23 protein-coding genes and 1 pseudogene are annotated in these 23209 nt (G+C 37.0%); 8 read left to right on the forward strand and 16 right to left on the reverse strand.

Going from position 1 to position 23209, the window contains the following annotated elements; genetic code table 11:
* Positions 1 to 2 precede the first annotated feature (2 nt).
* Both FORMB_RS11055 and FORMB_RS11060 read left to right on the forward strand, forming a co-directional pair.
* The gene (locus tag FORMB_RS11055; protein ID WP_069677512.1) at positions 3 to 2411 is read left to right on the forward strand and encodes a YfhO family protein; all 2409 of its coding nucleotides are present in this window, start codon (positions 3 to 5) and stop codon (positions 2409 to 2411) included.
* Positions 2408 to 3688 (forward strand): glycosyltransferase family 4 protein, encoded by a 1281-nt coding sequence (locus tag FORMB_RS11060; RefSeq protein WP_069677513.1) that lies wholly within the window; start codon positions 2408 to 2410, stop codon positions 3686 to 3688. The genes FORMB_RS11055 and FORMB_RS11060 overlap by 4 nt, the downstream gene beginning before the upstream one ends.
* 61 nt (positions 3689 to 3749) lie before the next feature.
* Here the strand turns inward: FORMB_RS11060 and FORMB_RS11065 are convergent, their stop codons facing one another.
* Both FORMB_RS11065 and uvrA read right to left on the reverse strand, forming a co-directional pair.
* Positions 3750 to 4661, reverse strand: a complete 912-nt coding sequence (locus FORMB_RS11065) for a hypothetical protein (protein ID WP_069677514.1) — start codon at positions 4659 to 4661, stop codon at positions 3750 to 3752.
* Between the two features lie 110 nt (positions 4662 to 4771).
* Positions 4772 to 7561, reverse strand: a complete 2790-nt coding sequence (gene uvrA, locus FORMB_RS11070) for an excinuclease ABC subunit UvrA (RefSeq protein WP_069677515.1) — start codon at positions 7559 to 7561, stop codon at positions 4772 to 4774.
* A 220-nt stretch (positions 7562 to 7781) separates the two neighbouring features.
* Here uvrA and FORMB_RS11075 point away from each other — a divergent pair, with 220 nt between their 5' ends.
* The gene (locus FORMB_RS11075; protein ID WP_069677516.1) at positions 7782 to 8366 is read left to right on the forward strand and encodes an RNA polymerase sigma factor; all 585 of its coding nucleotides are present in this window, start codon (positions 7782 to 7784) and stop codon (positions 8364 to 8366) included.
* 328 nt (positions 8367 to 8694) lie between these two features.
* On the opposite strand, the gene FORMB_RS11080 is transcribed toward FORMB_RS11075, so the two are convergent.
* The 5 genes and pseudogenes from FORMB_RS11080 to FORMB_RS13370 all read right to left on the reverse strand — a co-directional run bounded on the left by FORMB_RS11080 (position 8695) and on the right by FORMB_RS13370 (position 10940).
* On the reverse strand, positions 8695 to 8913 hold the full coding sequence (locus tag FORMB_RS11080; protein WP_069677517.1) for a hypothetical protein: 219 nt from the start codon (positions 8911 to 8913) through the stop codon (positions 8695 to 8697).
* Between the two features lie 568 nt (positions 8914 to 9481).
* Positions 9482 to 9715 carry a hypothetical protein gene (locus FORMB_RS11085; RefSeq protein WP_069677518.1) on the reverse strand — a complete coding sequence of 78 codons (234 nt, stop codon included), beginning with the start codon at positions 9713 to 9715 and terminating at the stop codon, positions 9482 to 9484.
* 171 nt (positions 9716 to 9886) lie between these two features.
* On the reverse strand, positions 9887 to 10246 hold the full coding sequence (locus FORMB_RS11090; RefSeq protein WP_069677519.1) for a hypothetical protein: 360 nt from the start codon (positions 10244 to 10246) through the stop codon (positions 9887 to 9889).
* A gap of 4 nt (positions 10247 to 10250) precedes the next feature.
* Positions 10251 to 10316: pseudogene (locus FORMB_RS13365) on the reverse strand (hypothetical protein); the annotation flags it as partial.
* Positions 10317 to 10478: 162 nt separating this feature from the next.
* On the reverse strand, positions 10479 to 10940 hold the full coding sequence (locus tag FORMB_RS13370; RefSeq protein ID WP_069677520.1) for a DUF1648 domain-containing protein: 462 nt from the start codon (positions 10938 to 10940) through the stop codon (positions 10479 to 10481).
* Positions 10941 to 11000: 60 nt separating this feature from the next.
* Between FORMB_RS13370 and FORMB_RS11100 the strand changes: the two genes are divergently transcribed.
* Positions 11001 to 11288: a hypothetical protein gene (locus tag FORMB_RS11100; RefSeq protein ID WP_157498164.1), complete on the forward strand. Its 288-nt coding sequence runs from the start codon at positions 11001 to 11003 to the stop codon at positions 11286 to 11288.
* 456 nt (positions 11289 to 11744) lie between these two features.
* On the opposite strand, the gene FORMB_RS11105 is transcribed toward FORMB_RS11100, so the two are convergent.
* Entirely contained in the window at positions 11745 to 12392 is a 648-nt protein-coding gene (locus FORMB_RS11105; protein ID WP_069677522.1) for an endonuclease III domain-containing protein, read from the reverse strand.
* Positions 12393 to 12429: 37 nt separating this feature from the next.
* Here FORMB_RS11105 and bcp point away from each other — a divergent pair, with 37 nt between their 5' ends.
* Positions 12430 to 12882: a thioredoxin-dependent thiol peroxidase gene (gene bcp, locus FORMB_RS11110; protein WP_069677523.1), complete on the forward strand. Its 453-nt coding sequence runs from the start codon at positions 12430 to 12432 to the stop codon at positions 12880 to 12882.
* 176 nt (positions 12883 to 13058) lie between these two features.
* Here bcp and FORMB_RS11115 read toward each other — a convergent pair whose 3' ends face one another.
* Positions 13059 to 14495, reverse strand: a complete 1437-nt coding sequence (locus FORMB_RS11115) for a nicotinate-nucleotide adenylyltransferase (RefSeq protein ID WP_069677524.1) — start codon at positions 14493 to 14495, stop codon at positions 13059 to 13061.
* A gap of 90 nt (positions 14496 to 14585) precedes the next feature.
* Here FORMB_RS11115 and FORMB_RS11120 point away from each other — a divergent pair, with 90 nt between their 5' ends.
* Entirely contained in the window at positions 14586 to 15347 is a 762-nt protein-coding gene (locus FORMB_RS11120; protein ID WP_069677525.1) for an MBL fold metallo-hydrolase, read from the forward strand.
* 1 nt (position 15348) lies between these two features.
* Positions 15349 to 15558: a hypothetical protein gene (locus FORMB_RS13185; protein WP_069677526.1), complete on the forward strand. Its 210-nt coding sequence runs from the start codon at positions 15349 to 15351 to the stop codon at positions 15556 to 15558.
* A 5-nt stretch (positions 15559 to 15563) separates the two neighbouring features.
* Here the strand turns inward: FORMB_RS13185 and FORMB_RS11130 are convergent, their stop codons facing one another.
* From FORMB_RS11130 to FORMB_RS11160, 7 genes are all read right to left on the reverse strand, one after another.
* The gene (locus FORMB_RS11130; RefSeq protein ID WP_069677527.1) at positions 15564 to 16217 is read right to left on the reverse strand and encodes an alpha/beta hydrolase; all 654 of its coding nucleotides are present in this window, start codon (positions 16215 to 16217) and stop codon (positions 15564 to 15566) included.
* Positions 16218 to 16550 (reverse strand): hypothetical protein, encoded by a 333-nt coding sequence (locus FORMB_RS11135; RefSeq protein WP_069677528.1) that lies wholly within the window; start codon positions 16548 to 16550, stop codon positions 16218 to 16220.
* Positions 16550 to 17806 (reverse strand): dihydroorotase, encoded by a 1257-nt coding sequence (locus tag FORMB_RS11140; protein ID WP_069677529.1) that lies wholly within the window; start codon positions 17804 to 17806, stop codon positions 16550 to 16552. The genes FORMB_RS11135 and FORMB_RS11140 overlap by 1 nt, the downstream gene beginning before the upstream one ends.
* The gene (locus tag FORMB_RS11145; RefSeq protein ID WP_069677530.1) at positions 17803 to 19728 is read right to left on the reverse strand and encodes a BatA domain-containing protein; all 1926 of its coding nucleotides are present in this window, start codon (positions 19726 to 19728) and stop codon (positions 17803 to 17805) included. The genes FORMB_RS11140 and FORMB_RS11145 overlap by 4 nt, the downstream gene beginning before the upstream one ends.
* Positions 19729 to 19773: 45 nt before the next feature.
* Positions 19774 to 20781, reverse strand: coding sequence for a glycosyltransferase family 2 protein (locus tag FORMB_RS11150; RefSeq protein WP_069677531.1), 1008 nt, complete (start codon positions 20779 to 20781; stop codon positions 19774 to 19776).
* Complete coding sequence (locus FORMB_RS11155; RefSeq protein ID WP_069677532.1) at positions 20781 to 22268, reverse strand: S10 family peptidase; 1488 nt, start codon at positions 22266 to 22268, stop codon at positions 20781 to 20783. The genes FORMB_RS11150 and FORMB_RS11155 overlap by 1 nt, the downstream gene beginning before the upstream one ends.
* A 63-nt stretch (positions 22269 to 22331) precedes the next feature.
* A complete protein-coding gene (locus FORMB_RS11160; protein WP_069677533.1) occupies positions 22332 to 22559 on the reverse strand; it encodes a DUF2007 domain-containing protein in 228 nt (75 codons plus the stop codon).
* Positions 22560 to 22806: 247 nt separating this feature from the next.
* Here FORMB_RS11160 and FORMB_RS11165 point away from each other — a divergent pair, with 247 nt between their 5' ends.
* On the forward strand, positions 22807 to 23187 hold the full coding sequence (locus FORMB_RS11165) for a lipocalin family protein (protein WP_069677534.1): 381 nt from the start codon (positions 22807 to 22809) through the stop codon (positions 23185 to 23187).
* The last annotated feature ends 22 nt before the right edge of the window (positions 23188 to 23209 follow it).

Consider the following 23209-nt stretch of genomic DNA (forward strand, 5'->3'; position numbering starts at 1 on the left):
CTATGAACCCTAGCTTAAAACAATTTGGCACCCATTTTTTAGTGATTTTAGGGTTTGTTCTTGTGGCTGTTTTATATTTCAATCCCGTTCTAAAAGGAAAAAAAATCTATCAAAGTGATATTGTCCAATATACTGGGATGGCCAAACAGCAAATCGATTTTCGAAAAGCTTACGATGCCGAATCCTATTGGACCAACAGTGCTTTTGGTGGCATGCCAACCTATCAACTCGGTGCTAAATACCCTCATAATTACATTAAACAACTGGATTTAGCACTTCGTTTTTTACCCCGTCCAGCGGATTATCTATTTTTATATCTATTAGGATTTTACATCCTGTTATTGGTTTTAAAAGTTGACTACAAAGTTGCTGCTTTAGGAGCGTTCGCCTTTGGGTTTTCCACCTATTTAATTATTATTTTAGGGGTAGGACATAACTCCAAGGCCCATGCCATTGCCTATATGCCATTGGTATTGTCAGGAATTATTTTAACCTTTCAAAAGCGCTATTATTTAGGGTTTATATTGACCGCCGTAGCGTCCGGTTTAGAGCTTGCGACCAACCACCCTCAAATGACGTACTACTTAGGGTTTTTAATTATAATTTTAGGATTCTCGTATTTGATTCAAGCCATCAAAATAAAAGAACTTCCATCATTTTTTAAAGCGTCCGCCATTCTTTTAGTCGCTGCTGTTTTAGCCTTTGGAATGAATGCCACTAATTTGATGGCCACTAGTGAATATGCCAAAGAAAGCACCCGCGGACAAAGTGAATTGACCATCAATTCGGATGGCAGTGCCAAAGAACAAACAACAGGTTTGGAGAGAGCCTATATTACGCAATTCAGTTACGGAATTTTAGAAACGTTTAACCTGTTCATCCCTCGATTTATGGGTGGTGGAAATAGAGAGAACCTTGGCAAAGATTCGGAAACCTATAAAGCCTACCGTGCATTGGGAGCAACTCCCTTACAAGCACTTCAGGAATCGAAACAAGCCCCCATGTATTGGGGCAATCAACCTATTGTGGAGGCGCCTGCCTATATTGGAGCCGTTGTGATTTTTCTTTTTGTATTGGCGTTGTTTCTATACCAAGGTCGTTTCAAATGGTGGCTGATTGCAGGGGTATTGATGTCTTTGTTTTTGTCTTACGGAAAAAATCTATCGTTTCTCACCGACTTATTTATTGATTATGTTCCACTTTACAACAAATTTAGAGCAGTAAGTTCCATTCAAGTGATTTTAGAATTGTGTATTCCATTGTTAGCGGTCTTAGGATTGTCACAATTATTTCAAAAAGACGTCAGCTCAGAAACGAAGCTGTATGCCTTAAAAAAATCGTTGGGCATTGTAGCCGGATTGACAGTCTTGTTTTTGATTTTTAAGAATAGCTTGTTTGATTTTGTTGGGATGAGTGATGGACAATTTAAGGAGTATTATGGAGCTTCTTTTGTAGAAGCGTTGCGAATGGATCGTAGCACTATTTTTACAGAGGATGCATTGCGAACTTTGTTATTGGTCTTAGCTGTTGGAGGTTTGATTTTTGCCTATCTCAAACAAAAAATCGCTCAAAACACCACGATCGTTATTTTGGGTGTTATTCTTATTTTTGACCTTGTAGGGGTGGACCTTCGCTATGTGAATAATGATAATTTTGTTTCTGCAATTAAAGTAGATCGCCCGTATCAAGCAAGTAAAATTGATAAAGAAATATTAAAAGACACCACAAATTTTAGAGTCTTTGATATGTCCGACAATTCTACGAAAGCTTCTTATTTTCATAACTCAATAGGAGGGTATCATGCCGCTAAATTGAAACGTTTTAAAGCCTTGCAAGAATTTCATATTGATAAAAATAACTTTGAAGTTCTTAATATGCTCAATACAAAGTATATCATTTATCAAAACAAAGAAGGAGAAGTGCTGTATTTTGAAAATGAAAAAGCAAATGGAAATGCTTGGTTTGTAGATGCAATTGAAACCTTTGAAACCGCAGATGAAGAAATTTTATCCTTCGATAAAATAAACACAAAAACAACTGCGACCGCCAATACTTCAGAATTGAAGTCGCAACGTTTTGCAAAAGATTCTACCGCTTCGATTCAATTGGTGAATTACAAACTCAATCATTTGGTGTATGCAACCCAAAACCTTGAAGATGGATTTGCAGTATTTTCAGAGGCCTATTATAAAAATGGGTGGAACGTTACTATAGATGGTGTCGAAGTAGAACATTACAATGTGGACTACGTACTTCGTGGCTTGGAAATCCCAAAGGGAGAACATACAGTGGTATTTTCGTTTAATCCAGCCGTTGTAGCTACAGGTTCAAATATCTCCTTGGGGAGTACCATTTTGTTGGTGCTGCTAATTCTAGGTCAAGGACTTCTAATTTATAGAAAACCATCGTGAAAAAGGTACTCCTCATTACATACTATTGGCCACCTGCTGGTGGACCGGGCGTTCAACGTTGGTTGAAGTTCGTGAAGTATCTGCCTGATTTTGGTATAGAACCCATTGTTTATTGTCCAGACAATCCCAATTACCCCATTACAGATGCTTCGTTAGTAGCAGATGTAAGTTCCGATTTAACGGTTTTAAAAACACCCATTCGCGAACCCTATAAATGGGCACAATTATTTTCTAAGTCCAAAACAGCAAACCTATCTAAAGGGCTTATTTCAAATCAAAAAAAACAATCAATCCTCGAAAAACTACTCCTTTTTGTAAGAGGGAATTTTTTCATTCCCGATGCGCGAGTCTCTTGGATTCGTCCTTCTGTTTTGTTTTTATCGGACTATATTACGACTCATCAAATTGATACGATTGTCACCACGGGTCCACCTCACAGTTTACATTTGATTGGGTTGCAATTAAAACAAAATCATGCGATCAAATGGGTGGCAGATTTTAGAGATCCTTGGACGCAAATAGGGTATCATAAAAAATTAATGCTAAGCTCGTTTGCTCAAAAAAAACATAAAAAATTAGAAACTGTGGTGCTTCAAACCGCAGATGAAATAGTGGTAACTAGCTTCAAAACTAAAACAATATTTTCAGAATTAACCACCACACCAATAACGGTTCTTACCAATGGTTTTGATTTTGAAATCACCAACGATAGCACATTAGATTCAAAGTTTACACTATCACATATTGGATCTTTACTAGCGGGACGCAATCCCTATATGTTATGGACCGTTTTATCGGATTTGATAAATGAATCCGATGAATTTGCTTCGGCGTTTCAACTCAATCTTATTGGATCGGTCAGTACAGAAGTGATGGATGCCATTCGGATTTATGGATTGGAAAACTATATTAGTAATATTGGATATATTCCCCACAACGAAGTTTTAGAGTATCAGAAAAAGACTCAATTATTGCTACTTATTGAAGAAAATTCAAAGGAAACGGAATACATAATTCCAGGAAAATTATTTGAATATATGGCGTCTAAACGCCCCATAATAGCCATTGGACCTGAGGTTTCTGATATAGAAAAAATCTTAAACCAAACCGGATCGGGTACTTATTTTAGATATGACGAAGCCGCGGCACTCCGCACACTTTTGTTAGAGCATTTTGATGCCTATCAAACACAGCAATTAAACGTGGATTCAAAAGGATTGGAAGCCTACAGCCGTAAATCATTGACCCAACAATTGGCTCAAAAACTTCTGGATTAAACATAAAAACTCCGTAGTGATGTGGGATATTCATCTACGGAGTTTTCAACTAACTAACTAATTATTTTCTTCGTCTTACGGGCGTTCTTTTTGAGTTTACTCTCGGCGTTCTTTGGGCAACTGTTCTTGAATTTCTTGTGACCGGTTTGCTACGGTTCACTTGATTCGATGTATTCGTTCGTACCCTCTGATTGGAAGTTACAACGCTGTTATTGGATCGATTTGTTGATGGACGCGTTGTTCCTCGTGTTGTTTGACGGTTCTCAGAGTGCGTTGTGTTGTTCGTCGTTCGTCTGGTACGTCGGTTGGTTCTATAGCGATCACTTTGATTCGATCGGTTGTTTGCGACTCTATTGTGACCCCGTTGATTTCTATATACATTCGGACGACGATTGTTTCTGTACGGTCTTTGGTACTGATATCTGACAGGCGTATAATGTCTTCTATAAGGTGTCTTGAAAATCACACAATACTGAACATTTGGTACGCTGTAATACGAATACCACGCGCTAGGGGTGTAGTATCGGTGTTGACGGTTCACATAGCCATTACAGTGTGAATTGTTGTAGCGATCGTAGTTTATACGCATGTTGCCAATCCAAGACACCCGACCTCTGTAGTCATAATTAACATGCACATTTCCGGCTTGGCTGATACGTCCATAATAATCATAATATATAGGGGTATTTTCAATTTGAATGACGGCCCCATAACTATCATATTGAACATAAGCACTGTAATCGTAGCCTGTATTGAAACTGATGTTTATTCCATTATGATTTGAAAATTGAATAGAATTTTGACGCTGTCTGAGCACATTAAAATCAAATTGTCCATCGTTAAAAATAGCAAATTCAATCCCTTGTTCATTAAATACAAAAGAATTACTAGTTCTCGATTGCTTAGAAACTGTGCTTGCAGAAACGGTTCCGAATAAGGTTAAAGTGACGAGGGCTAAAAATAATTTTCTCATAATACAAAGTTTTAAAAGTTAAACACAACTCTGTATTACCAAACAGCATGCCAAGAATCACAGCTCTAGTTTAGTTGACTGACGGTCAAATAAATAAATTTAAAACAAACTCAATTTAATTTACTTTTTAGAAAATCAGCTGTTGAAGATTTCTTTGATTTGGTTATAAATTCTGGCGTGCCTTCAGCCAATACATAGCCGCCATTGGCACCGCCTTCAGGACCTAAATCGATCACATGATCGGCACATTTAATCAGTTCTAAATTGTGCTCAACGACCAATACCGAGTGCCCTTTGTCAATCAAGGCATTGAAGGATTTGAGTAGTTTTTTAATGTCATGAAAATGAAGTCCCGTCGTAGGCTCATCAAAAATAAACAAACCCGTGTCTGCTTTGGAACCTTTTCCTAAAAAGGAGGCAAGTTTGATACGTTGTGCTTCACCACCAGAGAGGGTCGAAGAACTTTGTCCAAGGGTCACATACCCCAGCCCCACATCTTGAAGTGGCTGTAGTTTTGTTTTTATTTTAGTCACGTTATGCATTTCAAAAAAGGCAACGGCATCATCAATCGTCATGTTTAAAATATCATCAATTGTTTTGTCATGGAACTTAATTTCCAACACTTGTTTCTTAAAGCGTTTTCCATCACAGTCGTCACAAAGCAATTGGACGTCAGCCATAAACTGCATTTCAATGGTGACAGCACCTTCGCCTTTACAGGTATCGCAACGGCCTCCATCGACATTGAATGAAAAATGTTTGGGTTGGTAATTTCTTAAAACACTTAATTTTTGCTTCGCGAATAGCGCCCGAATATCATCATAGGCTTTGATATACGTCACAGGGTTGGAACGTGAAGAACGCCCTATGGGGTTTTGATCGACAAACTCGATAAACTTAACGGTGCTAAAGTTCCCTTCAATACTCGTGAATTCGCCCGCCTTTTCGCCATAGCCTCCAATGGATTTTAGCAGTGCAGGATACACAATTTGTTTGACAAGCGTACTTTTTCCACTTCCAGAAACACCCGTCACAACCGTGAGCATGTTTAGTGGAAGGGTCACATCAATATTTTTTAAATTATGTTCTCGAGCGCCTTTGATGGTTACACTGTATTTTGACGTCCGTCGTTTTTTAGGAACTTCAATTTCCAGAGTCCCATTGAGGTACTGAGCTGTTAAAGTATTACTTTTTAAAAGCGATTTGTAAGTTCCACTCGCCATCACTTCGCCACCAAAAGTACCTGCTTCGGGTCCAATATCAATGACGTAATCTGCGGCTGCCATGATGGCTTCGTCATGTTCCACCACAATCACTGTGTTTCCTAAATCCCGCAAGGCATTCAGTACATTGATCAGGCGTTCGGTATCTTTAGAATGGAGTCCAATACTCGGTTCGTCCAAAATATACATAGATCCCACAAGACTGCTCCCAAGGGAGGTAGCCAGATTGATCCGTTGGCTTTCGCCCCCCGATAAGGTGTTTGATTTTCGGTTTAAAGTCAGGTAATCCAGCCCCACATTGGATAAAAATTCCAAGCGGTTATTAATCTCTTTGAGCAATCGTTTTGCAATTTCTCGTTCTTTTGCGTCTAGCTTGATGGTCTTAAAAAATGCAATGATATCCTTGAGTGATAATTCCACCAAATCGGTAATGGAGGCACCTCCAACTTTTACAAAATTGGCTTCTGGTCGTAAGCGTTTTCCGTGGCAACTTCCACATTTTGTTTTTCCGCGGTAGCGAGATAACATCACTCGGTTTTGAACTTTATAAGCTTTGGATTCTAATTCGGCAAAAAAGTCGTTTAAACCTGTAAAATGAGAGTTCCCTTTCCATAACAATTTTTGGTGTTTGGCTTCTAATTCAAAGTAAGGCTTGTGAATTGGGAAGTCAAATTTATGGCTGTTATTAACCAGTTGATCCCTGTAATATTTCATGCTTTCCCCACGCCATGGAAACACCGCATTTTCATAAACCGAAAGAGAGGTATTTGGAATCACAAGGCTTTCATCAATACCAATGACATCTCCATAGCCTTCACATTTTGGGCAGGCGCCATAAGGGTTGTTAAAGCTGAATAAATGCGTGTTGGGTTCTAAGAATTTTTGACCATCGAGTTCAAATGAATTGCTAAATTCACGGGACTCCGAAGTCTCTATTTTTTCAATTTGACAACGTCCTTTTCCTTCAAAAAATGCCATTTCAATCGCATCTCCCAAACGGTTGTAAAAATCTTCTTCGCCTTTCACAATAATCCGATCGACAACCAAACTGATTGTTTTTGGTAGTTTTTTAAAATCTTCAATCTGCTCAATACGCTCTACGGTATCACTCACTTTGATTCTTGCAAATCCCTGGTGTTGCAGAGCCTGTAGTTTATTTTCTAGTGTTCGCCCTTCTTCCAGATGGATGGGAGCAAGGAGGAGCAGTTTATCGCCTATTTCAAGCGTTTTGATATAATTAATGACATCGCTGGTTGTATCTTTTTTCACTACATTGTTAGAAGTAGGGGAATAGGTTTTCCCGATACGCGCGAATACTAATTTTAAATAATCATAAATTTCGGTGGTAGTTCCAACGGTGGAACGCGGATTGGTAGAATTTACTTTCTGTTCAATCGCAATCGCCGGCGCAATGCCTTTGATATAATCGACATTTGGTTTGTTGAGCCGCCCCAAAAACTGCCGTGCATAACTCGATAAACTCTCCACATAACGTCGTTGGCCTTCGGCATAGAGGGTGTCAAATGCCAAGCTTGATTTCCCCGATCCAGAAAGTCCTGTGATGACTACCAATTTGTGTCGTGGAATCGCAACGTCTATATTCTTTAGGTTGTGCAATTTTGCACCCTTAATTAGAATGTGCTCTTTTGGACTTAGTTTTGAAAGGTCTAGTGGCATTTATTGAGTTAAATTTTGGTTGCAAAGATACCATTAATATAAAAAATATTAAAGCCGTCTTTGCTCTACTTACGATTAAAAACTAAAATAAATTTGTGTAATTAAATAGATTGTTCTTATATTTGATAAAATAACTCTTAATAAACGCTTATAGAATAACATTACTTTTCAATTTTTATTAAACCCAGTACACCTACGGTGTGCTATTAAAAGTAATGTTATGAAATCTAAATCTATTAGCGATGCCACTCTCGTAAGTCAATACATTCAAGGTGATGAACCGTCCTTATCGGTGCTCATCAAACGCCACCAACAACGGTTGTACAGTTTTATCTATTCGAAGGTTTACGACCGCGATGTGACTGAGGATGTTTTTCAGGATACCTTTATAAAAGTGATTCGTACCCTCAAACGGGGTAATTATAATGAAGAAGGTAAGTTTTTACCTTGGGTGATGCGTATTGCACACAATCTCGTGATCGATCATTTCAGAAAAAACAACCGCATGCCGAAGTTTAACAACAGCGGCGATTTTGATATTTTCTCTGTGTTGAGTGATGGGGCTCTAAATGCCGAAGGTGAATTGGTAAAATCTCAAATTGTTGAAGACATCAGAGCCTTGGTAGAGGAGTTGCCAGAAGAACAAAAAACGGTTCTCGTGATGCGTATGTATAACGATATGAGTTTCAAGGAAATCTCCGAAAACACGGGTGTGAGTATCAATACGGCTTTGGGACGGATGCGTTATGCCTTGATCAATCTTCGTAAATTAATTGAAAAACACAATATTGTTTTGACAAATTAATTACCTGATAAAATAAAGTATATATTCTGTCGTTGTAGTATTAACTAACTAACAATGACAGGCTCATGGCAAAAATTTACACTGAAAAATTCTCTAATTCTAACACATTTAAACCCAAGACAGAAACCATAAATTTCCTTTTGAATTATTCAAAAGCCTTGAAAGTTTCTGTTTATAAAGGGCTTAAATTTGAATCTGTAATTAATTAGAATACGATCTTATAAATCCTGACAGTTGTTGGGATTTTTTTTGTTCCGCTAAGTTAGGAAATTGATTTATGTTGTAAGGAATGTAAGTCTGAGTTAGTGGGTTGATAAAAACACTTTCATTAAGAAATCTTTTTCAAAAAGTCGTTGAATTCAACTCTTTTTCCACTGTTTAACTCTTGAATCCCTTTTTCAATTTCTTTTTGCTCGGATACACTTAATTCATTCCAAAAATCAACTTTTTCTTTTTGAATAAATTCTGTGATTTTTTTAATGAATTTGTCATTCTCAATGTTGAGAATCATTTTCACTAGCTCTATTTTAGAAGTTTGAATATTCATAATGTGTTATTTCTTAAATTCAAATTTACAAAAAAATCGGCTTATAGTTTGAAACTATTTTTTTTAGGGTTTATGAAGTCCAACGCTACTGCTGGTGTCACGCTTTTGGCGTGATGCCGTTAACAATTTCAAATAATTCAGTAAATCATTTATTTCTCTTTTACGTCTTCTTTTGCATACTGGGCACCACGCTAAAAGCGTGACGCTAGCGGTGATTGCATGTCTGAGCTAGCTAGCTAGCTTGTTTGATCCCCACACGAAAGATTAACTTCGTCGAATCTTCGATTTCCCGACTTTGAGGGTAAATAATTCTCATTGCTTTTCCGTTCAAAATTCATTGATCATACTAGTTAGTTCGTCATCCATTTTTTATGTTGCGCTAAGTCAGAGAATACGCAGCGGGGTTGTTGCCATTCCGTTGTTTTTTCAGGACTCAAATTATCTGACTAAATTCCGTTTTCTGCTTTTCAGAGTTCGAGTAAATTCAGTCAGCTTTTTATTCCGCATTTTTTTAATTCCGATAGAGCAAGTAACTCATCAGATTTCTAAATTCCGTATTCAGTTTGATTTAAATTTCCCTTCTTGTTCTCTCCAGTTTAAATTTCAATTCCTGGATTTCAGTGTTTTTATCTTTAACCTCCATTTGAAAATACTTTAAACTTGTAAACAAATAAATCAGTACAAGAATATTTCTAAAATCTGTTAAGTTATATTCAGTCAAGAAATCAAGTTTGCTCGAAATCCATAAAATTCCAAATAATACAATTGATACTGTAGAAATTATTTTTAATGTTTTTTTCATTTCTTTTTATTTTCTGTTTGAGTACGTTCAGCCAATGAATGGCAACGTTTACTGTATGGTTAGTGGCGACTATAAAAGCACTACTTTTCGGTTAAGCACAAAAATACAAAAAAGCACAAACTTTGAGGTTTGTACTTTCTTAGCCATTAACTATACAGATTGTTGGCAACTTTATTTCTTTTTTAACCTTAAAATTTCTCTATAAGTATCATTTGAAAGAAAATCACCTATTAGCATTTCACCTTCCTTTATTTTAAAAAAAACTTTGATTGGTCTATTCTCGTCTGAAACGTTAGAACTTAACTCAATAGTGTCATTAATAATAATAAATGAGTAAGATAACTCTGCTTCATTAAAATCAGTTTTTTTAATCATTTGATTTTTTGAAAACACCAATACTGTCCTGCCTAAAACAGGATGAATTTCTTCCCAATTACCCAAATAAGCATTTTGCTCACTCTGTAAGTCTTGAGAATTACAACTTTGTAAGAAAAAAGAGAGAAGTAAAATTATGTTAATTAGATGTTTCATAATTTTATTTTTTTATAAATTTTCGAGTAATTACTTTGTTATTGCTAATTAATTTAAGAATATAAATGTCAGATTTTAATCTGCGCCGCTACCGCACGATTCCTATCGTGTGGTTTACAAAATTTATTTGGAACGCGAATGGATTCGCGCACCAGCGTGGGCAGCTTGGTTAAGCACTTTTTGCCCTATTTTTTTTATACATTGTTGGTAGCCGTTACTATCTTCACTTTTGTCAATTTGATTTGCTAACTTTATATAGATCAATTATGTAAGCAATAATAATTACTAAAGGTACAAATATCAGAATATAGAGTATGATTACTAAACTAGAAATAACATTATCATAAAATACTGTAAATAATAGCAATACGTATGTTAAAATTAACATAGTAGAGATATTTAAATAATCAATTAGATTTTGTGATTTAATATATATAATATCCTTTTTTTCTATGTTAAAATACGGATAATTAAATTTTTCAGGTCTTTTTCTAATATAACTAAATAAACTAAATAAAGTAAGTGATAAAAGTATAATAAGGAATAGCATCCATTTTGGTCCGAAGTTGTCAACCTCGCCTTTTAAATTTAAGTGTATTGCGATTTTTGATGGTAATCTACTGTAGGTCGTAAATAATATTATACATTGAAATAATAGCAGTAATACAGAAATAATCCTAGTTGTGTTTTTCATTTTTGATAAATTTTAAGTGTTGTTCTATTGGAAATAAATATAAAATTAGTACAGCAAGCATTGAAAAGAAAAAACTTATTAAACCAAATACTAAAACAATTGCAAGATGAAATATTACGCCGCTACCGCACGAATCCTATCGTGTGGTTTACAAAATTTATTTGGAACGCGAATGGATTCGCGCACCAGCGTGCGCTTAGTGGTCATAAACTAGCTGAAAACAACTTTTACATGACCCCAACAGACCTGCCAATCTTTGACACCACTAAGTACAACTTAGCGGGAGCGCAAACTAGCGACATCAGAGTATTTAATCTATCTGCTTATTTTGGTTTTCGGTTTCTTTGACTCTTTTTATATATCCTGATTTTTTCCCAATAGAAAATCCTAACAGGAATATTCCAATTGGAACTATTAAAACTAAAATTAATTGGATTGCTCCGATTGCTAAATACATATTTTTTCTGTTTGTTTTTTTTAATCAGTTTGAAGTAACTCCATACATCCCAAACAGGCATGTATTGAACCACTCTAGTTCCCCAACTGTTCTATAATTCTAGCAAAATAAGATCTAAAACTTCGGTCAAATTACTTACTAAGATTTAGATTCGGGATCTTCATCACTCAAACCTATGACATATTTTTTAAACCTCCAAAAAAACGCAGCAAATTTCAACTTAAATAACTAACAGTAAATTACTTGCTTTTTAAAATAAATGAAATAGAGGGTGTTTCACCCTTTCTAAAGTGTATTTTAAATAGTAGAAACTTTAATATTCGTTCCACCAACGAGAATTTTTGGAGTTATTTATAATAGGCATCAATCACAGATTGCCGACCAATGGTTTTGGTAATGACATCCGCGTCTAAATTCCACCCACGGGCAGGGGAGTACTCACGGCCATACCAAATGATTTGCAAGTGCAAATCGTTCCACAATGCTTCAGGAAATAGGCGTTTGGCATCTTTTTCCGTTTGCACTACATTTTTACCATTGGTCAGGTTCCAACGGTACATGAGGCGGTGGATGTGTGTGTCCACAGGAAATGCAGGCACACCAAACGCCTGTGCCATCACCACACTCGCCGTTTTATGACCCACGGCAGGCAAGGCCTCCAAAGCACTAAAACTCTGTGGGACTTCTCCGTTATGGGATTCTATGATAATTTTTGACAAGCCATAAATCCCTTTACTTTTCATGGGGGACAATCCACAAGGCCGTATAATAGCTTTGATCTCTTCCACCGTTAGTTTCACCATGTCATAGGGGTTGTCGGCTTTGGCAAATAGAAGGGGCGTAATCTTATTCACACGCACATCTGTACATTGTGCCGATAGCAATACTGCAATCAAAAGGGTGTAGGGATCTTTATGGTCTAAGGGAATCGGAATCTCAGGATAAAAATCTTTTAAGGTTTTTATAACAAAATTTACCTTCTCAGTTTTTGTCATTCGTTTATCTTTGTTGTGATAACCAAAGATACTAATTATGACAACATTACAAATAGGCGATGCCGCTCCAAATTTTAAATCCTTAGACGAGGCGGGAAACACCATTTCTTTAGCAGATTACAAAGGAAAAAAACTCGTGTTGTTTTTCTACCCGAAAGCCAGCACTCCTGGATGCACTGTTGAAGCTTGTAATTTAAGTGACAATTACAGTCGTTTTACAGCCCAAGGTTATGATGTCCTCGGAGTGAGTGCAGACAGCGCCAAACGCCAGTCCAACTTCAAAGAGAAATATGGATTTCCCTATCCTTTGTTAGCGGATGAAGATAAAACAGTCATCAACGCCTTTGGTGTTTGGGGTCCTAAAAAATTCATGGGCAAAGAATACGACGGCATTCACCGTACTACTTTTGTGATTGACGAAGCAGGTGTGATTGAAGACATCATTCTCAAAGTTAAAACCAAAGAACATACAGGGCAGATTTTAAAATAAGAACTTGCTTTCTTGAAAGTCCTTTTCTTGTCAAGCTGAACTCGTTTCAGCTTCTCACAAATTATTGAAACCAGCAATTTGAGATTCTGAAATAAACCTACCTACCGGCAGGCAGATTTAGAATGACAAATTCGTCTTTTTTTCTGATTCCTCCTTTATGAATTCAGAGAGCACTTCTAAGTTTCGTACCCAAATAATTTTTGTTCTTTGATGATATCAGAAACCCCTTCTGGGAGCATTGCTTCCCAACCCGGTTCAGCATTCGAAATCATTTTCAAGACTTTTCTGGAGAAAATATTCAGAATTTCAGGATCGTAATTTTTAATATCCACCAGTTTTCCATTGAATTTGAAATACTTATAAAGTTCTTTCATACGCGGATGTACTTTCAGATCTTCACTGGTGGTCATGGTGTTGTTTTCATTTAACATGGGATACAAATAGATTTTAAGATCCTTGTTAAAGAGTTTTCCAAACGCCTCCAAAATACCACCACTTAAATGGCGGTAATATTTCTCATCAAAAATATCAATTAAGTTATTGATCCCCATCGATAAGCCCATACGGTTTTTGGTATAGAGATTGAAATATTCTACAAGTTTGTAATACTCTTGAAAGTTAGAAATCAGTACCGTTTGTCCCAGAGAACCCAACAGTCGCGCGCGGTCCATAAAGTCTTGTTCGTCAATTTCACCCCCAGAAGCCCTGAGGTTGGATAAGGTGATTTCAAAAACCACGCGCGTATTTTCTTTTTGGACTTTATTCTCGTTTAAAAACATTTGATATGATTTCTCATACATATCCATGTTAACCTTTGTAACAGGTCTGAAACTTCCTCTAAAGGCTAAGATGTTTTTCTTATACAACACCCGTGCTGGCAGTACATTATTGCCATCAGGAGCAAACATGACGGCATCCGTCATTCCATTTTTTAAGAGCTGTAAACTCATCAGTCGGTTATCGACCTCTTTAAAGTCAGGTCCAGAAAAATTAATTGTATCAATTTCTAACTGGTCTTTATCAATGTGATCGTATAGGTATCTTAATAATTTTTTTGGTTGATTGTATTTATAAAACGCACCATATATCAGGTTGGTTCCTAGTTTTCCAAGCGTTTCTTGTTGGAGTCGTGCATCGGTTTCTTTAAAACGGACGTGCAGTGTGATTTCGTTGTATTCTTCTTGTTGGGCATCAATTTGATAGCGGATTCCAACCCATCCATGTCCTTTAAAACGTTTTGCAAAATCAATCGTTGCGACGGTATTTGCATAACTAAAAAACATTTTATTAGGATATTCATCACGAGAAAGACGATCTTCAATCAACATCACTTCATGAGACAGCATTTTTTTCAAGCGATCTTCGGTTACATACCGATTCTCCTTTTCAGTTCCATAAATAGCATCACTAAAGGATTTGTCGTAAGCAGACATGGCTTTTGCAATGGTTCCTGAAGCACCTCCAGCTCTGAAAAAATGCCTTACCGTTTCTTGTCCGGCACCAATTTCCGCAAAAGTTCCGTAGATATTTTCATTCAAATTTATTCTTAAAGCTTTGTCTTTTAATGAAGGAATGCTTTCAATGATAGCATCTCCTTTAAGCGTTATTTCCATCTTTAAAATTAACGGGGTTACCTCACAAAGGTATCACTTTAGAATAGCTTACAAAAAAAATAGTCTATTTTTGTTGAAATTAATCATTCATTGAAAATTACATTTTTAGGCACGGGAACTTCACAAGGGATTCCAATTATTGGAAGCACGCATCCCGTATGTTTGAGTGAAGACTCTAAGGATAAACGTCTTAGGGTGTCGGCACTCGTTCAGTGGGACGGTTTTTCGGTCTTAATTGATTGTGGTCCAGACTTTAGACAACAGCTCTTACGTACCGATTGCACCCAAATAGATGCCGTTCTGTTCACGCATGAACACAGCGATCATACCGCAGGTTTGGACGATTTACGGCCTTTTTTTTACAGACAAGGCGCCCTCGATGTGTATGCACACGAACGGGTTTTGAAATCGCTTTACAAACGTTTTGATTATATTTTTGTCACTGAAAATAAATACCCTGGTGTGCTGACTTTAAATGCACATCCAATTACGGATGTTCCTTTTTCTGTGGGCAGAAAAAAAATACAGCCCATCAACGTGCTTCACAATTCACTGCCCATTTTCGGTTTTCGAATGGATGCATTTGCCTATATAACCGATGCAAAAACAATTTCAGACTTAGAAGTTGAAAAGCTTCAAGACTTAGATGTTTTGGTGATTAATGCCTTGCGAATTGAGCCCCATGTCTCTCATTTTAATCTCGAAGAAGCCTTGGCGTTTATCAAACTGGTCAATCCAAAAAGAGCTTTTTTGACGCACCTGAGTCATCATTTAGGCTTTCATGAAGCCGTGCAAAAAAACCTACCGCCAAACGTTTATCTCGCTTACGATCAACTACAAATATCTCTCTAAAATGAAAGGAAAAATATACCTTTATTTATTCATGTTTTCTCTATTAGTCAATGTGTTCCAGTACGTGAACTCCAAAGCCATTATTGATAAATATGAAAAAGACATCAAAAAATTTAAATCTAAAATTGAAGTTTTAGAAACATCAGAAGCCACTCTTTTAGAAGCTAAAAAAGCAGCAGCAGAAGTATCTACTGTAGAACCTTCGTTATAGTTGTTCTAAATTTTAGTTGAAATCCAATCTCTTAATTCATAGAAATTTTGAGGAGCAACACCATGTCCCACAGGGAATTCGCTATAGGAATGTTGGATGTTTAAAGACTTCAAAAACACAGGCGTTTGTCGTGCCCAATCGATGGGGATCACTTGATCGACAGTTCCATGAGAACAGTAGAAATTCAGGTTTGAATAATCCATTTCCTTTAAATTATTAGGTAAAATATCATGGTTCACATACCCACTCAAGCCAATGATGTTTTTAATTTTTGTGGGGTGATTCAAAGCTGTTGCCATTCCTAAAATGGTGCCTTGACTAAAGCCCAATAGCGTCACATTATTTTGATCTACGGGATACTGTTTACAAGCGTCGTCAATACAATCGACCAAAATTTTCATAGAAGATTTCGCCTGATCGTTATCGTTCCATTTATTTTGTTCTGCATCAAAATTAATCGCATACCAAGCATTTCCACTCGGTTGGAGTGCGTAAGGAGCTCTTATGGAGATAATGAACAACTCTTCTGGAAGTTCAGAGGCAAACGAAAATAAATCATTTTCATCGCTGCCATAGCCATGAAGCATCACTAATAAGGGTGCATTTTCTTTGAGTGTGGACGGTCTGGAAATATGAACTAAAGGGAGTTTTACACTCATTTATTTAATATTTTTAAAAGCGTTTTGATAGAATTTTCCAACCAAAGGGATTGGGATCATTTTCTCTGATAATGCTGTCGAAAATCCATAAATAAATAGAATTCCAAACGCCATCCAAAATGAAATGGTAATTTGCAAATTATCAAAGTGTCCTACAGTGTAGCCCAACGCCATTAACGTCAGCCATAAACCCAAAGACTGGCGGATGTGGAAATAGGCGAATTGGCTTTTTGTATCCGCATTTGAATTGTAGGCGATAATCACTCCTATCAACCAAAAATAACTTATAAGCGCACTGGTTTTTCCAGACTTAACATCTTGATTTTCTATCATTAAAGAGGTATTGAAGTGGTGTTGTTCGCAATGATGCCATAAACTTTTCCTTTTAGTTTTGAACCTATAAAAAGCGAGTTTTTTGATTTTGAACCGATGTGTTTTTCTTCAAAAACATAGGTTTCTGAAGGATTGAACAAAGTCAGTTGTGCGCTGCTTCCAATGTGAATGGCATCTGTTTTTAAACCAAAACGTTGCTTTCCTTTCGTCAGTAATTGCACCGCTTTTTTGGTTGTAAATAAGGCATTCAAAACGCCAAAAGCACTTTCCAATCCGACCGTGCCATTTTTGGCATAATCAAATTCTATTTTTTTGTACTCAATATCAATCGGGTTATGATCCGATGTGACCATATCTATAGTACCGTCTTTGACTCCCGCAATAAGTGCTTCTATATCTGATTGTGTTCGTAAGGGAGGATTCACTTTAAAGTTGGTGTCAAAGTCGTTTAAACTTTCATCTGTAAACAGTAAGTTGTGGATGGCGACACTACAACTGACGTCTAGTTTTTTAGCTTTGGCTTCCCGAATTAAATCCACTGATTTTGCAGTAGATATTGTCGGTATGTGTAGTTTTCCGTCGGTATATTCTAGGAGAAATAAATCACGTGCAATTTGCAATTCTTCTGCCAATGCTGGCAATCCTTTCAATCCGAGTCGTGTGCTCGTTATATTTTCATTCATCACTCCTTTTGTGGCCACTCTTGATTCGTGTGGAAAAGAGTGTACCAAGCCGTCAAAACTAGATGCATATTGCAAGGCTATTTTGAGGAGGTTCGGATTTTCAATTGGGTTTTTATAATCTCCAAAAGCGATGCTTCCAGCGGATTTCATGTCAAATAATTCGGCAAGATCAACCCCTTCGCTTCCTTTGGTGAGCGCTCCAATAGGGTGGAGGTTGGTCGCAGAATTTGCAGCTTTAGACTTCACAAACGCAATGTCTGAATGCGAGTCAATCACCGGATTTGTATTCGCATTGAGAGCGATGTCTGTAAACCCAGAGGCCGCCGCTACTTGTAATCCATTTGCAATTGTTTCACGTTCTTCATACCCTGGCTCTCCAAACGATACACTGCTGTCAAACCATCCACTAGATACATGGAGGTTTTCTAATGCGATTACAGGATATTTTTTTGGGTTTTTGAGAGATTTAGCAATTTGAGTAATGAAACCGTTTTCAACTAAAATGTCTTGAGTTTGATTGTGGAAATCACTTTTGTCGTCAAGAATGGTAGCTGATTTTATAAGTACGTTCATTTAAAATATTTTAAGATGAGCATTTCAAAAGCTAATAATATTAGTGCAAAAATAACAAACCATTTCCATAACCAAGTCACATTCGCCTCAATTTTTATATTTTTAAGTGTCGCTTCCAAAGAATTCTCAATCAAAACCCCTTGTATTTTTGAGAGATCGGAATAGCGTAATTGGCTTTCAGTCCGAGTATAGTTATAACTCACATGGGTCAGGGTGTCCGTATCTTTTAAGATGGAAAAGTGTCCAGGCTCACTAGGATCGTTTGTTGTGGTGATGCTGACTTTGGTGTTGAAATTTGTTTGTAAAGGAATGAATTGAGCGTCTTTGTTTGCTAATTTTAAAATCCGGTCTTTCTGTAAATTCACTTTAAGATCAAACGTATTTTCTGCGCCAATCCAATAGTAAAGCGGTGGTGTTTTTAAACTTGATCTTCCGATGTTATAGAGTGTAGGCACGATTAATGGAGAATTCACAAAGTTAGAAGCCTCCGTTTCTACGGGGGCTGTAAAGACAAACAAAGCTTTAAATTGAATTAAAAAAGCCTGTTGATCTTCAAAGGATAATACACTGTTAGCAGAACTACTAATTGGATAATAATATTGAACGCTTGGGTATTGAAAATTAGTGACTTGTTCTTCAAAAACGTCTTTTAAAACGGGATGGTTAAACGCGATGTTGGTGATGCGTTTTTCTTGAGTTGTAAGCGGTTCGAGCCTGTGGTTTGTCTGCGTTGCTAAGAGCTGGTTATAGGATTGTAAATCCCCATCTTTAGAGGGAATCATGACGACCACGCCTCCAGCATCCATAAACGCCTTGAGACTGTTTTGTAAGGCGATTGAAATCTGGTTTAATCCATTTAAGACAATTAGATTTTGGGTTTTTAGTTGACTAAAATCGAGGGTCTTGTAATTTTGACTTTGAAATATAAATTCATCATCCGCATAGAGTTTCTTTAAAAAGGTAGAATTTGAATTTTCGTGAATGGCCAAAACTGCTATTTTTTCGGCTTTTGGGATGTTAAAATAAAACGTATCATCATACGGCATTTGAGTATCTTCGATGGAAAGTTTGCCGTTAAACTCTACTGTATTCGGAAGCACAAAAGTAGTTTTGTAATTCTTAGATTTTTCTAAAATTGATTTCCCAACCACTTTTTGGTCTTGGTATAAAGTCACAGGGATGGGGGCGTTCGTCTCACTCGAAGATTTACCGCTCACATTCAAGGTGTAATTAGCGTTGAGAGCGGGTTCTAAAGACACCTTATCAATATAACTATTGTTGGTGTTGATTGGTTTTAAGGGCACTAAAACGATGTGTATTGTGGAGTCTATTTTTGGGGAAATAGCGTCATCGTGTTGTTGAAAATCAGAGACGAGCACAAGTGTCTTTGAACTTGTTTTGGAATCTGAGAACAGTGCTTTCCCTTTTAGAATTAAGGTGTTTAAATCCAACTGATCTTGACTGTATTCTAGTGACAGTAAGTCTGTTTTTAACTCTTTTATAGAGGTCGATTTGTAACTTTGGTCGTTGGTGAACACTCCAATTTTTTCAGTTTCATCGAAGCCCGTCATCACATCTTGAACCGCTCTATTTAAGAGAGATCCTTTGGGGCCAATCGCTTGCATACTGAAGGAATTGTCTAAATAAACAACGGTTTCAGAACTGTTTTTTTCTGCTGTTTGATTGGATAGATACGGTTGGCTAAACGCTATAATGATACAGGCAATGGCTAGAAGTCTGATCAATAAAATGAGCCATTTTTTTAGTTGCGAACTCTTTCGGGTTTGAAAGCGTATTTTTTGTAATAAGGCAACATTTGTAAACGCTTGAATTTTAAAACGTCTCAGTTGAAATAAATGAATAAAAACAGGGATGAGCAGTGCTGGAAGTGCGTAAAAAAATTCTGGGTGTAAAAACTGCATCTGATGGATTGAATTGTCAAATATAAAAACTAAAATTTGATTTGGTTAACAGAAGAAGAAATAATCGTTCATAGCGGTCATTTTGTGGGATTGGAAATACTGTTCGATTTCCAATTGAGCCTCGTGATTTGCAACGGTAATAATGCTTTGGTAATTTTCGATTGTACTCAGGTATTCGAAGGATTTTAAGGTTTGATTGTAAATATCTTTTCCTATTTTTTTAGGATTGTCACACACCCATTCAAAGGGGGTGTTTTTTTCAATAAGTAATTGCGCTACTTTTTTCCCTTTGGCACCGGCTCCCCAGATTATTATGGTTTTTTCTTTGTCGTGCGACAGCTCAAAAAAGTAGTTGATCTTTAATTCTAAGAATGAATTTTCAGCATAATGCGCATCAACTCTCGAGGTTCTTACGGCATAATCACGCCAATGGTGGAGTATTTCATTGGAAGGAATACATTTCAATCCCTGTTTATAAAATCGAAATGCTAAATCGTAATCTTCTGGATAAGTGTTGGGAGTGAACCCTCCACAGCGGTCAAAGTCTGTTTTATATACCATCCAACAGGGAGATGGAATCACACATTCCTTATAAATTTCGTTAAAGTTAGTGCCTTTTGAAGTAAGGTTATTGAGCCACATTTCATAGCGTTTGTAGCCATTCCCAATTCCATTTTCTGAAAAGTATCGAACGGTTCCCAAAGCCAAGTGCCCTTCGCCATGCGTGACAAGCGACTGTTGCATCTGATCAAGTTTGTTTAACGCCATTACGTCGTCACTGTCCATACGCGTCACAAGCGTACCTTTCGCTTGTTTGTAGCCGGTTCTAAGCGCCTCAATTATACCACTTCCGTCATTGCGAAGCAAGTGGATTCGAGCATCGCTATTAGCGTAGTTTTGTACAATTTGATAACTCGTATCGGTGGATCCATCGTCCACAATAAGAAGTTCCCAGTTTGTATAGGTTTGTTGTAGGATAGAATCTAGACATTCCACCAAATAGGATTCCGTGTTTTTAAAGGGAACCAGAATACTTATAAGCGGTGTTTGCATTAGTATTTCGCTGCCTTTCCATTGGCAGACGATTCTTTAAGAAAGGTTCTTAAGTCTTCATTTGCCTGAATTAAATCTTCATCACGCAAATACATCATGTGTCCACTGCGGTAGCCTTTAAACGTAAAACGATCTTTCATTTTCCCGCTAGGATCCACTTGCGATAAGGTGTATTTTGCATTAAAATAAGTGGTTGCACCATCGTAATATCCAGATTGGTTCAACACTTTTAGATAGGGGTTTTGTGCCATTGCCAAACGCAGATTGTCACGGGTGTTGTCATCATCGTTATTCCAAGGTTGCACAGAGCCAAACATATTGTATTTTAAATCGGTTGTAAACTTTAATTCACTTTTGATATAATGGTTGATGGCAGGCGTAAACGAATGCAGCCAAGAGGTGAGCTCTGCACTGTAATCGGGACGATCGCCCGATTCTTTTTCGTCAATTCCTAGGTAGCGAGAGTCCAGTCGTCCGATGGTTTGACCGGTATCATCTCGAAGTAATTCTTTCCAAAAAAACGAATTCGGAACCTCTAAATTATGTTGTAAAATCACCTTTTGACTCAAGCCCGAATAATAAGCCATTTTTTCACTGACTGCCATTTTTTCTTCGGCATCAATAAAGCCACCCTTTGCCAATGCAGGAATAAGTGAATTGAGCGCATAGGCTTCTGATTCTGGAAGAATGTCTAATAAATCTTTGGATTGAAGTGCCTCTGGTAATTTGTTGTGATACCATGCGGTTGCTGTATAATAGGGAAGGTTCAATGCGGAGGAAACGGGCCCTCCAACACGTAAGACTTTATAATCTGCGGGAGATACTAAGATGACGCCATTTAAGTACATCCATTGATTTTGTTGGAGTTCTAAAGACAGGCCCATCACACGGGTGCCTCCATAACTTTCGCCAATAATATATTTAGGAGATTCCCATCTGTTTTTTCGACTTACAAATGTATTGATCCATCCCGCTAAATATTTGATATCTTCATTGATTCCAAAAAATTGTTCTCGATCGGGCATTTCACCTTCTTTATTGGGAAGCATTCTGGAATATCCCGTATTTACAGGGTTGACAAAAACAATGTCCGCGTCGTCTAAAATGGAATTTGGATTGTTTTTAAACCCATAGGGTTGGACAGGATAGCCTTCGGAATCGACATTTAAAATGCGAGGACCTGTATAGGCAACATGCATCCAAACGGACGCCGATCCTGGGCCTCCATTAAAGGAAATGATTAAGGGACGCATCGCACTATTTTTCACGTTATTTCGGGTGTAATAGGTATAATACAAACTAGCGATTGGCATGCCCTCATTATCCCAAACGGGTTGCATACCTGTTTCGGCAGTATAATCGAATTTCACCCCTTTTACGGTTGTGGAGTGGGTAGTGGTCACAATCGTGTCCACAGGGATTTCAATAGATTGACTGGAGCCAATAAAAAGAGAGACTAAACTGATATAAAATAGACGATTCTTCATTTTATGAAATGTTTGTTAGGATTGACTAAAATACAATCTTTAGCACAAAATAGAAATATTAATTTAAAAATCTGCCAATGTGGTGGCAACGATGGCTTCTGCTTTACTCTTTTCACTCGAGTGTACGTACAGTTCTTGAAATCCGTAAGTAGGCGTTCCAAAACCTGCCAAACGAGCGGATTCTGTTTCATCTTTTATAATAGGGCTGATGCCCATTTTTTCTAAGTTTTGAGTGATGAGTTGAACCACAATAAAGCTTCCGGCATACAGTTTTGAATAATTAGATTCCATAGGTTTTGATTTTTAAGGACTATAATTCTGTCAAAGAAAAATTCAATGACCATTTTATAGAAGATTCGAGATTTTAATGGAAGTCCCAGTAGAGAGCTTTGCATTGAATTCTTTCAAGCAATTTACGAATAAATTTGACCACCCCGACATATTTTCGCTACAATAGTAAACGGTGAATTAACACGACATTCATGTGTATTATTTATTTTTTTGTAATTTCACCAAAATAACCCCTAAACCTACGATCATGAAAAAATGTATTTTCATCCTATTTTTTCTTTCAATTTCAAACACATTTGCACAAACTGTATCCGAAGATATTCTTGGACAGTGGCAATTGCAAACACTGCAAGTTGACAATGATAAAATAACAGCTAAAGAAGCATTTGAGACCAATAATGTATTCCAAATATATTCTGAAAACAATCAATTTGAAGGGATTGTTGGCGAAAAAAACAACAAGGGTACTTGGGAACTTTCTGACAACCAAAAATCTGTATATATCAAATTAGACATACAGAAAGAAGGTCAAGAATTTACAATTACTAAATTGTCTGCGACGGAGCTTGTGTTAGATATTATTGATAATGATCAAGTAATCACCTTCTCTTATGTAAAGAAAATGTGATTACTTTAGGGTAATTAAAATG

Source organism: Formosa sp. Hel1_33_131, assembly GCF_001735745.1.
In the GTDB taxonomy this organism is placed as follows: Bacteria; Bacteroidota; Bacteroidia; order Flavobacteriales; family Flavobacteriaceae; genus Hel1-33-131.

What these genes read in the sequence shown, in the direction of transcription:
- FORMB_RS11155 (WP_069677532.1), bottom strand. Translation starts at nt 22,268, where the DNA reads ATGAAGAATCGTCTATTTTATATCAGTTTAGTCTCTCTTTTTATTGGC.
- FORMB_RS11090 (WP_069677519.1), bottom strand. Translation starts at nt 10,246, where the DNA reads ATGAAACATCTAATTAACATAATTTTACTTCTCTCTTTTTTCTTACAA.
- FORMB_RS11140 (WP_069677529.1), bottom strand. Translation starts at nt 17,806, where the DNA reads ATGAACGTACTTATAAAATCAGCTACCATTCTTGACGACAAAAGTGAT.
- FORMB_RS11080 (WP_069677517.1), bottom strand. Translation starts at nt 8,913, where the DNA reads ATGAATATTCAAACTTCTAAAATAGAGCTAGTGAAAATGATTCTCAAC.
- FORMB_RS11160 (WP_069677533.1), bottom strand. Translation starts at nt 22,559, where the DNA reads ATGGAATCTAATTATTCAAAACTGTATGCCGGAAGCTTTATTGTGGTT.
- FORMB_RS11165 (WP_069677534.1), top strand. Translation starts at nt 22,807, where the DNA reads ATGAAAAAATGTATTTTCATCCTATTTTTTCTTTCAATTTCAAACACA.
- FORMB_RS11065 (WP_069677514.1), bottom strand. Translation starts at nt 4,661, where the DNA reads ATGAGAAAATTATTTTTAGCCCTCGTCACTTTAACCTTATTCGGAACC.
- FORMB_RS11085 (WP_069677518.1), bottom strand. Translation starts at nt 9,715, where the DNA reads ATGAAAAAAACATTAAAAATAATTTCTACAGTATCAATTGTATTATTT.
- uvrA (WP_069677515.1), bottom strand. Translation starts at nt 7,561, where the DNA reads ATGCCACTAGACCTTTCAAAACTAAGTCCAAAAGAGCACATTCTAATT.
- FORMB_RS13185 (WP_069677526.1), top strand. Translation starts at nt 15,349, where the DNA reads ATGAAAGGAAAAATATACCTTTATTTATTCATGTTTTCTCTATTAGTC.
- FORMB_RS13370 (WP_069677520.1), bottom strand. Translation starts at nt 10,940, where the DNA reads ATGAAAAACACAACTAGGATTATTTCTGTATTACTGCTATTATTTCAA.
- FORMB_RS11130 (WP_069677527.1), bottom strand. Translation starts at nt 16,217, where the DNA reads ATGAGTGTAAAACTCCCTTTAGTTCATATTTCCAGACCGTCCACACTC.
- FORMB_RS11105 (WP_069677522.1), bottom strand. Translation starts at nt 12,392, where the DNA reads ATGACAAAAACTGAGAAGGTAAATTTTGTTATAAAAACCTTAAAAGAT.
- FORMB_RS11115 (WP_069677524.1), bottom strand. Translation starts at nt 14,495, where the DNA reads ATGGAAATAACGCTTAAAGGAGATGCTATCATTGAAAGCATTCCTTCA.
- FORMB_RS11145 (WP_069677530.1), bottom strand. Translation starts at nt 19,728, where the DNA reads ATGCAGTTTTTACACCCAGAATTTTTTTACGCACTTCCAGCACTGCTC.
- FORMB_RS11075 (WP_069677516.1), top strand. Translation starts at nt 7,782, where the DNA reads ATGAAATCTAAATCTATTAGCGATGCCACTCTCGTAAGTCAATACATT.
- bcp (WP_069677523.1), top strand. Translation starts at nt 12,430, where the DNA reads ATGACAACATTACAAATAGGCGATGCCGCTCCAAATTTTAAATCCTTA.
- FORMB_RS11055 (WP_069677512.1), top strand. Translation starts at nt 3, where the DNA reads ATGAACCCTAGCTTAAAACAATTTGGCACCCATTTTTTAGTGATTTTA.
- FORMB_RS11135 (WP_069677528.1), bottom strand. Translation starts at nt 16,550, where the DNA reads ATGATAGAAAATCAAGATGTTAAGTCTGGAAAAACCAGTGCGCTTATA.
- FORMB_RS11150 (WP_069677531.1), bottom strand. Translation starts at nt 20,781, where the DNA reads ATGCAAACACCGCTTATAAGTATTCTGGTTCCCTTTAAAAACACGGAA.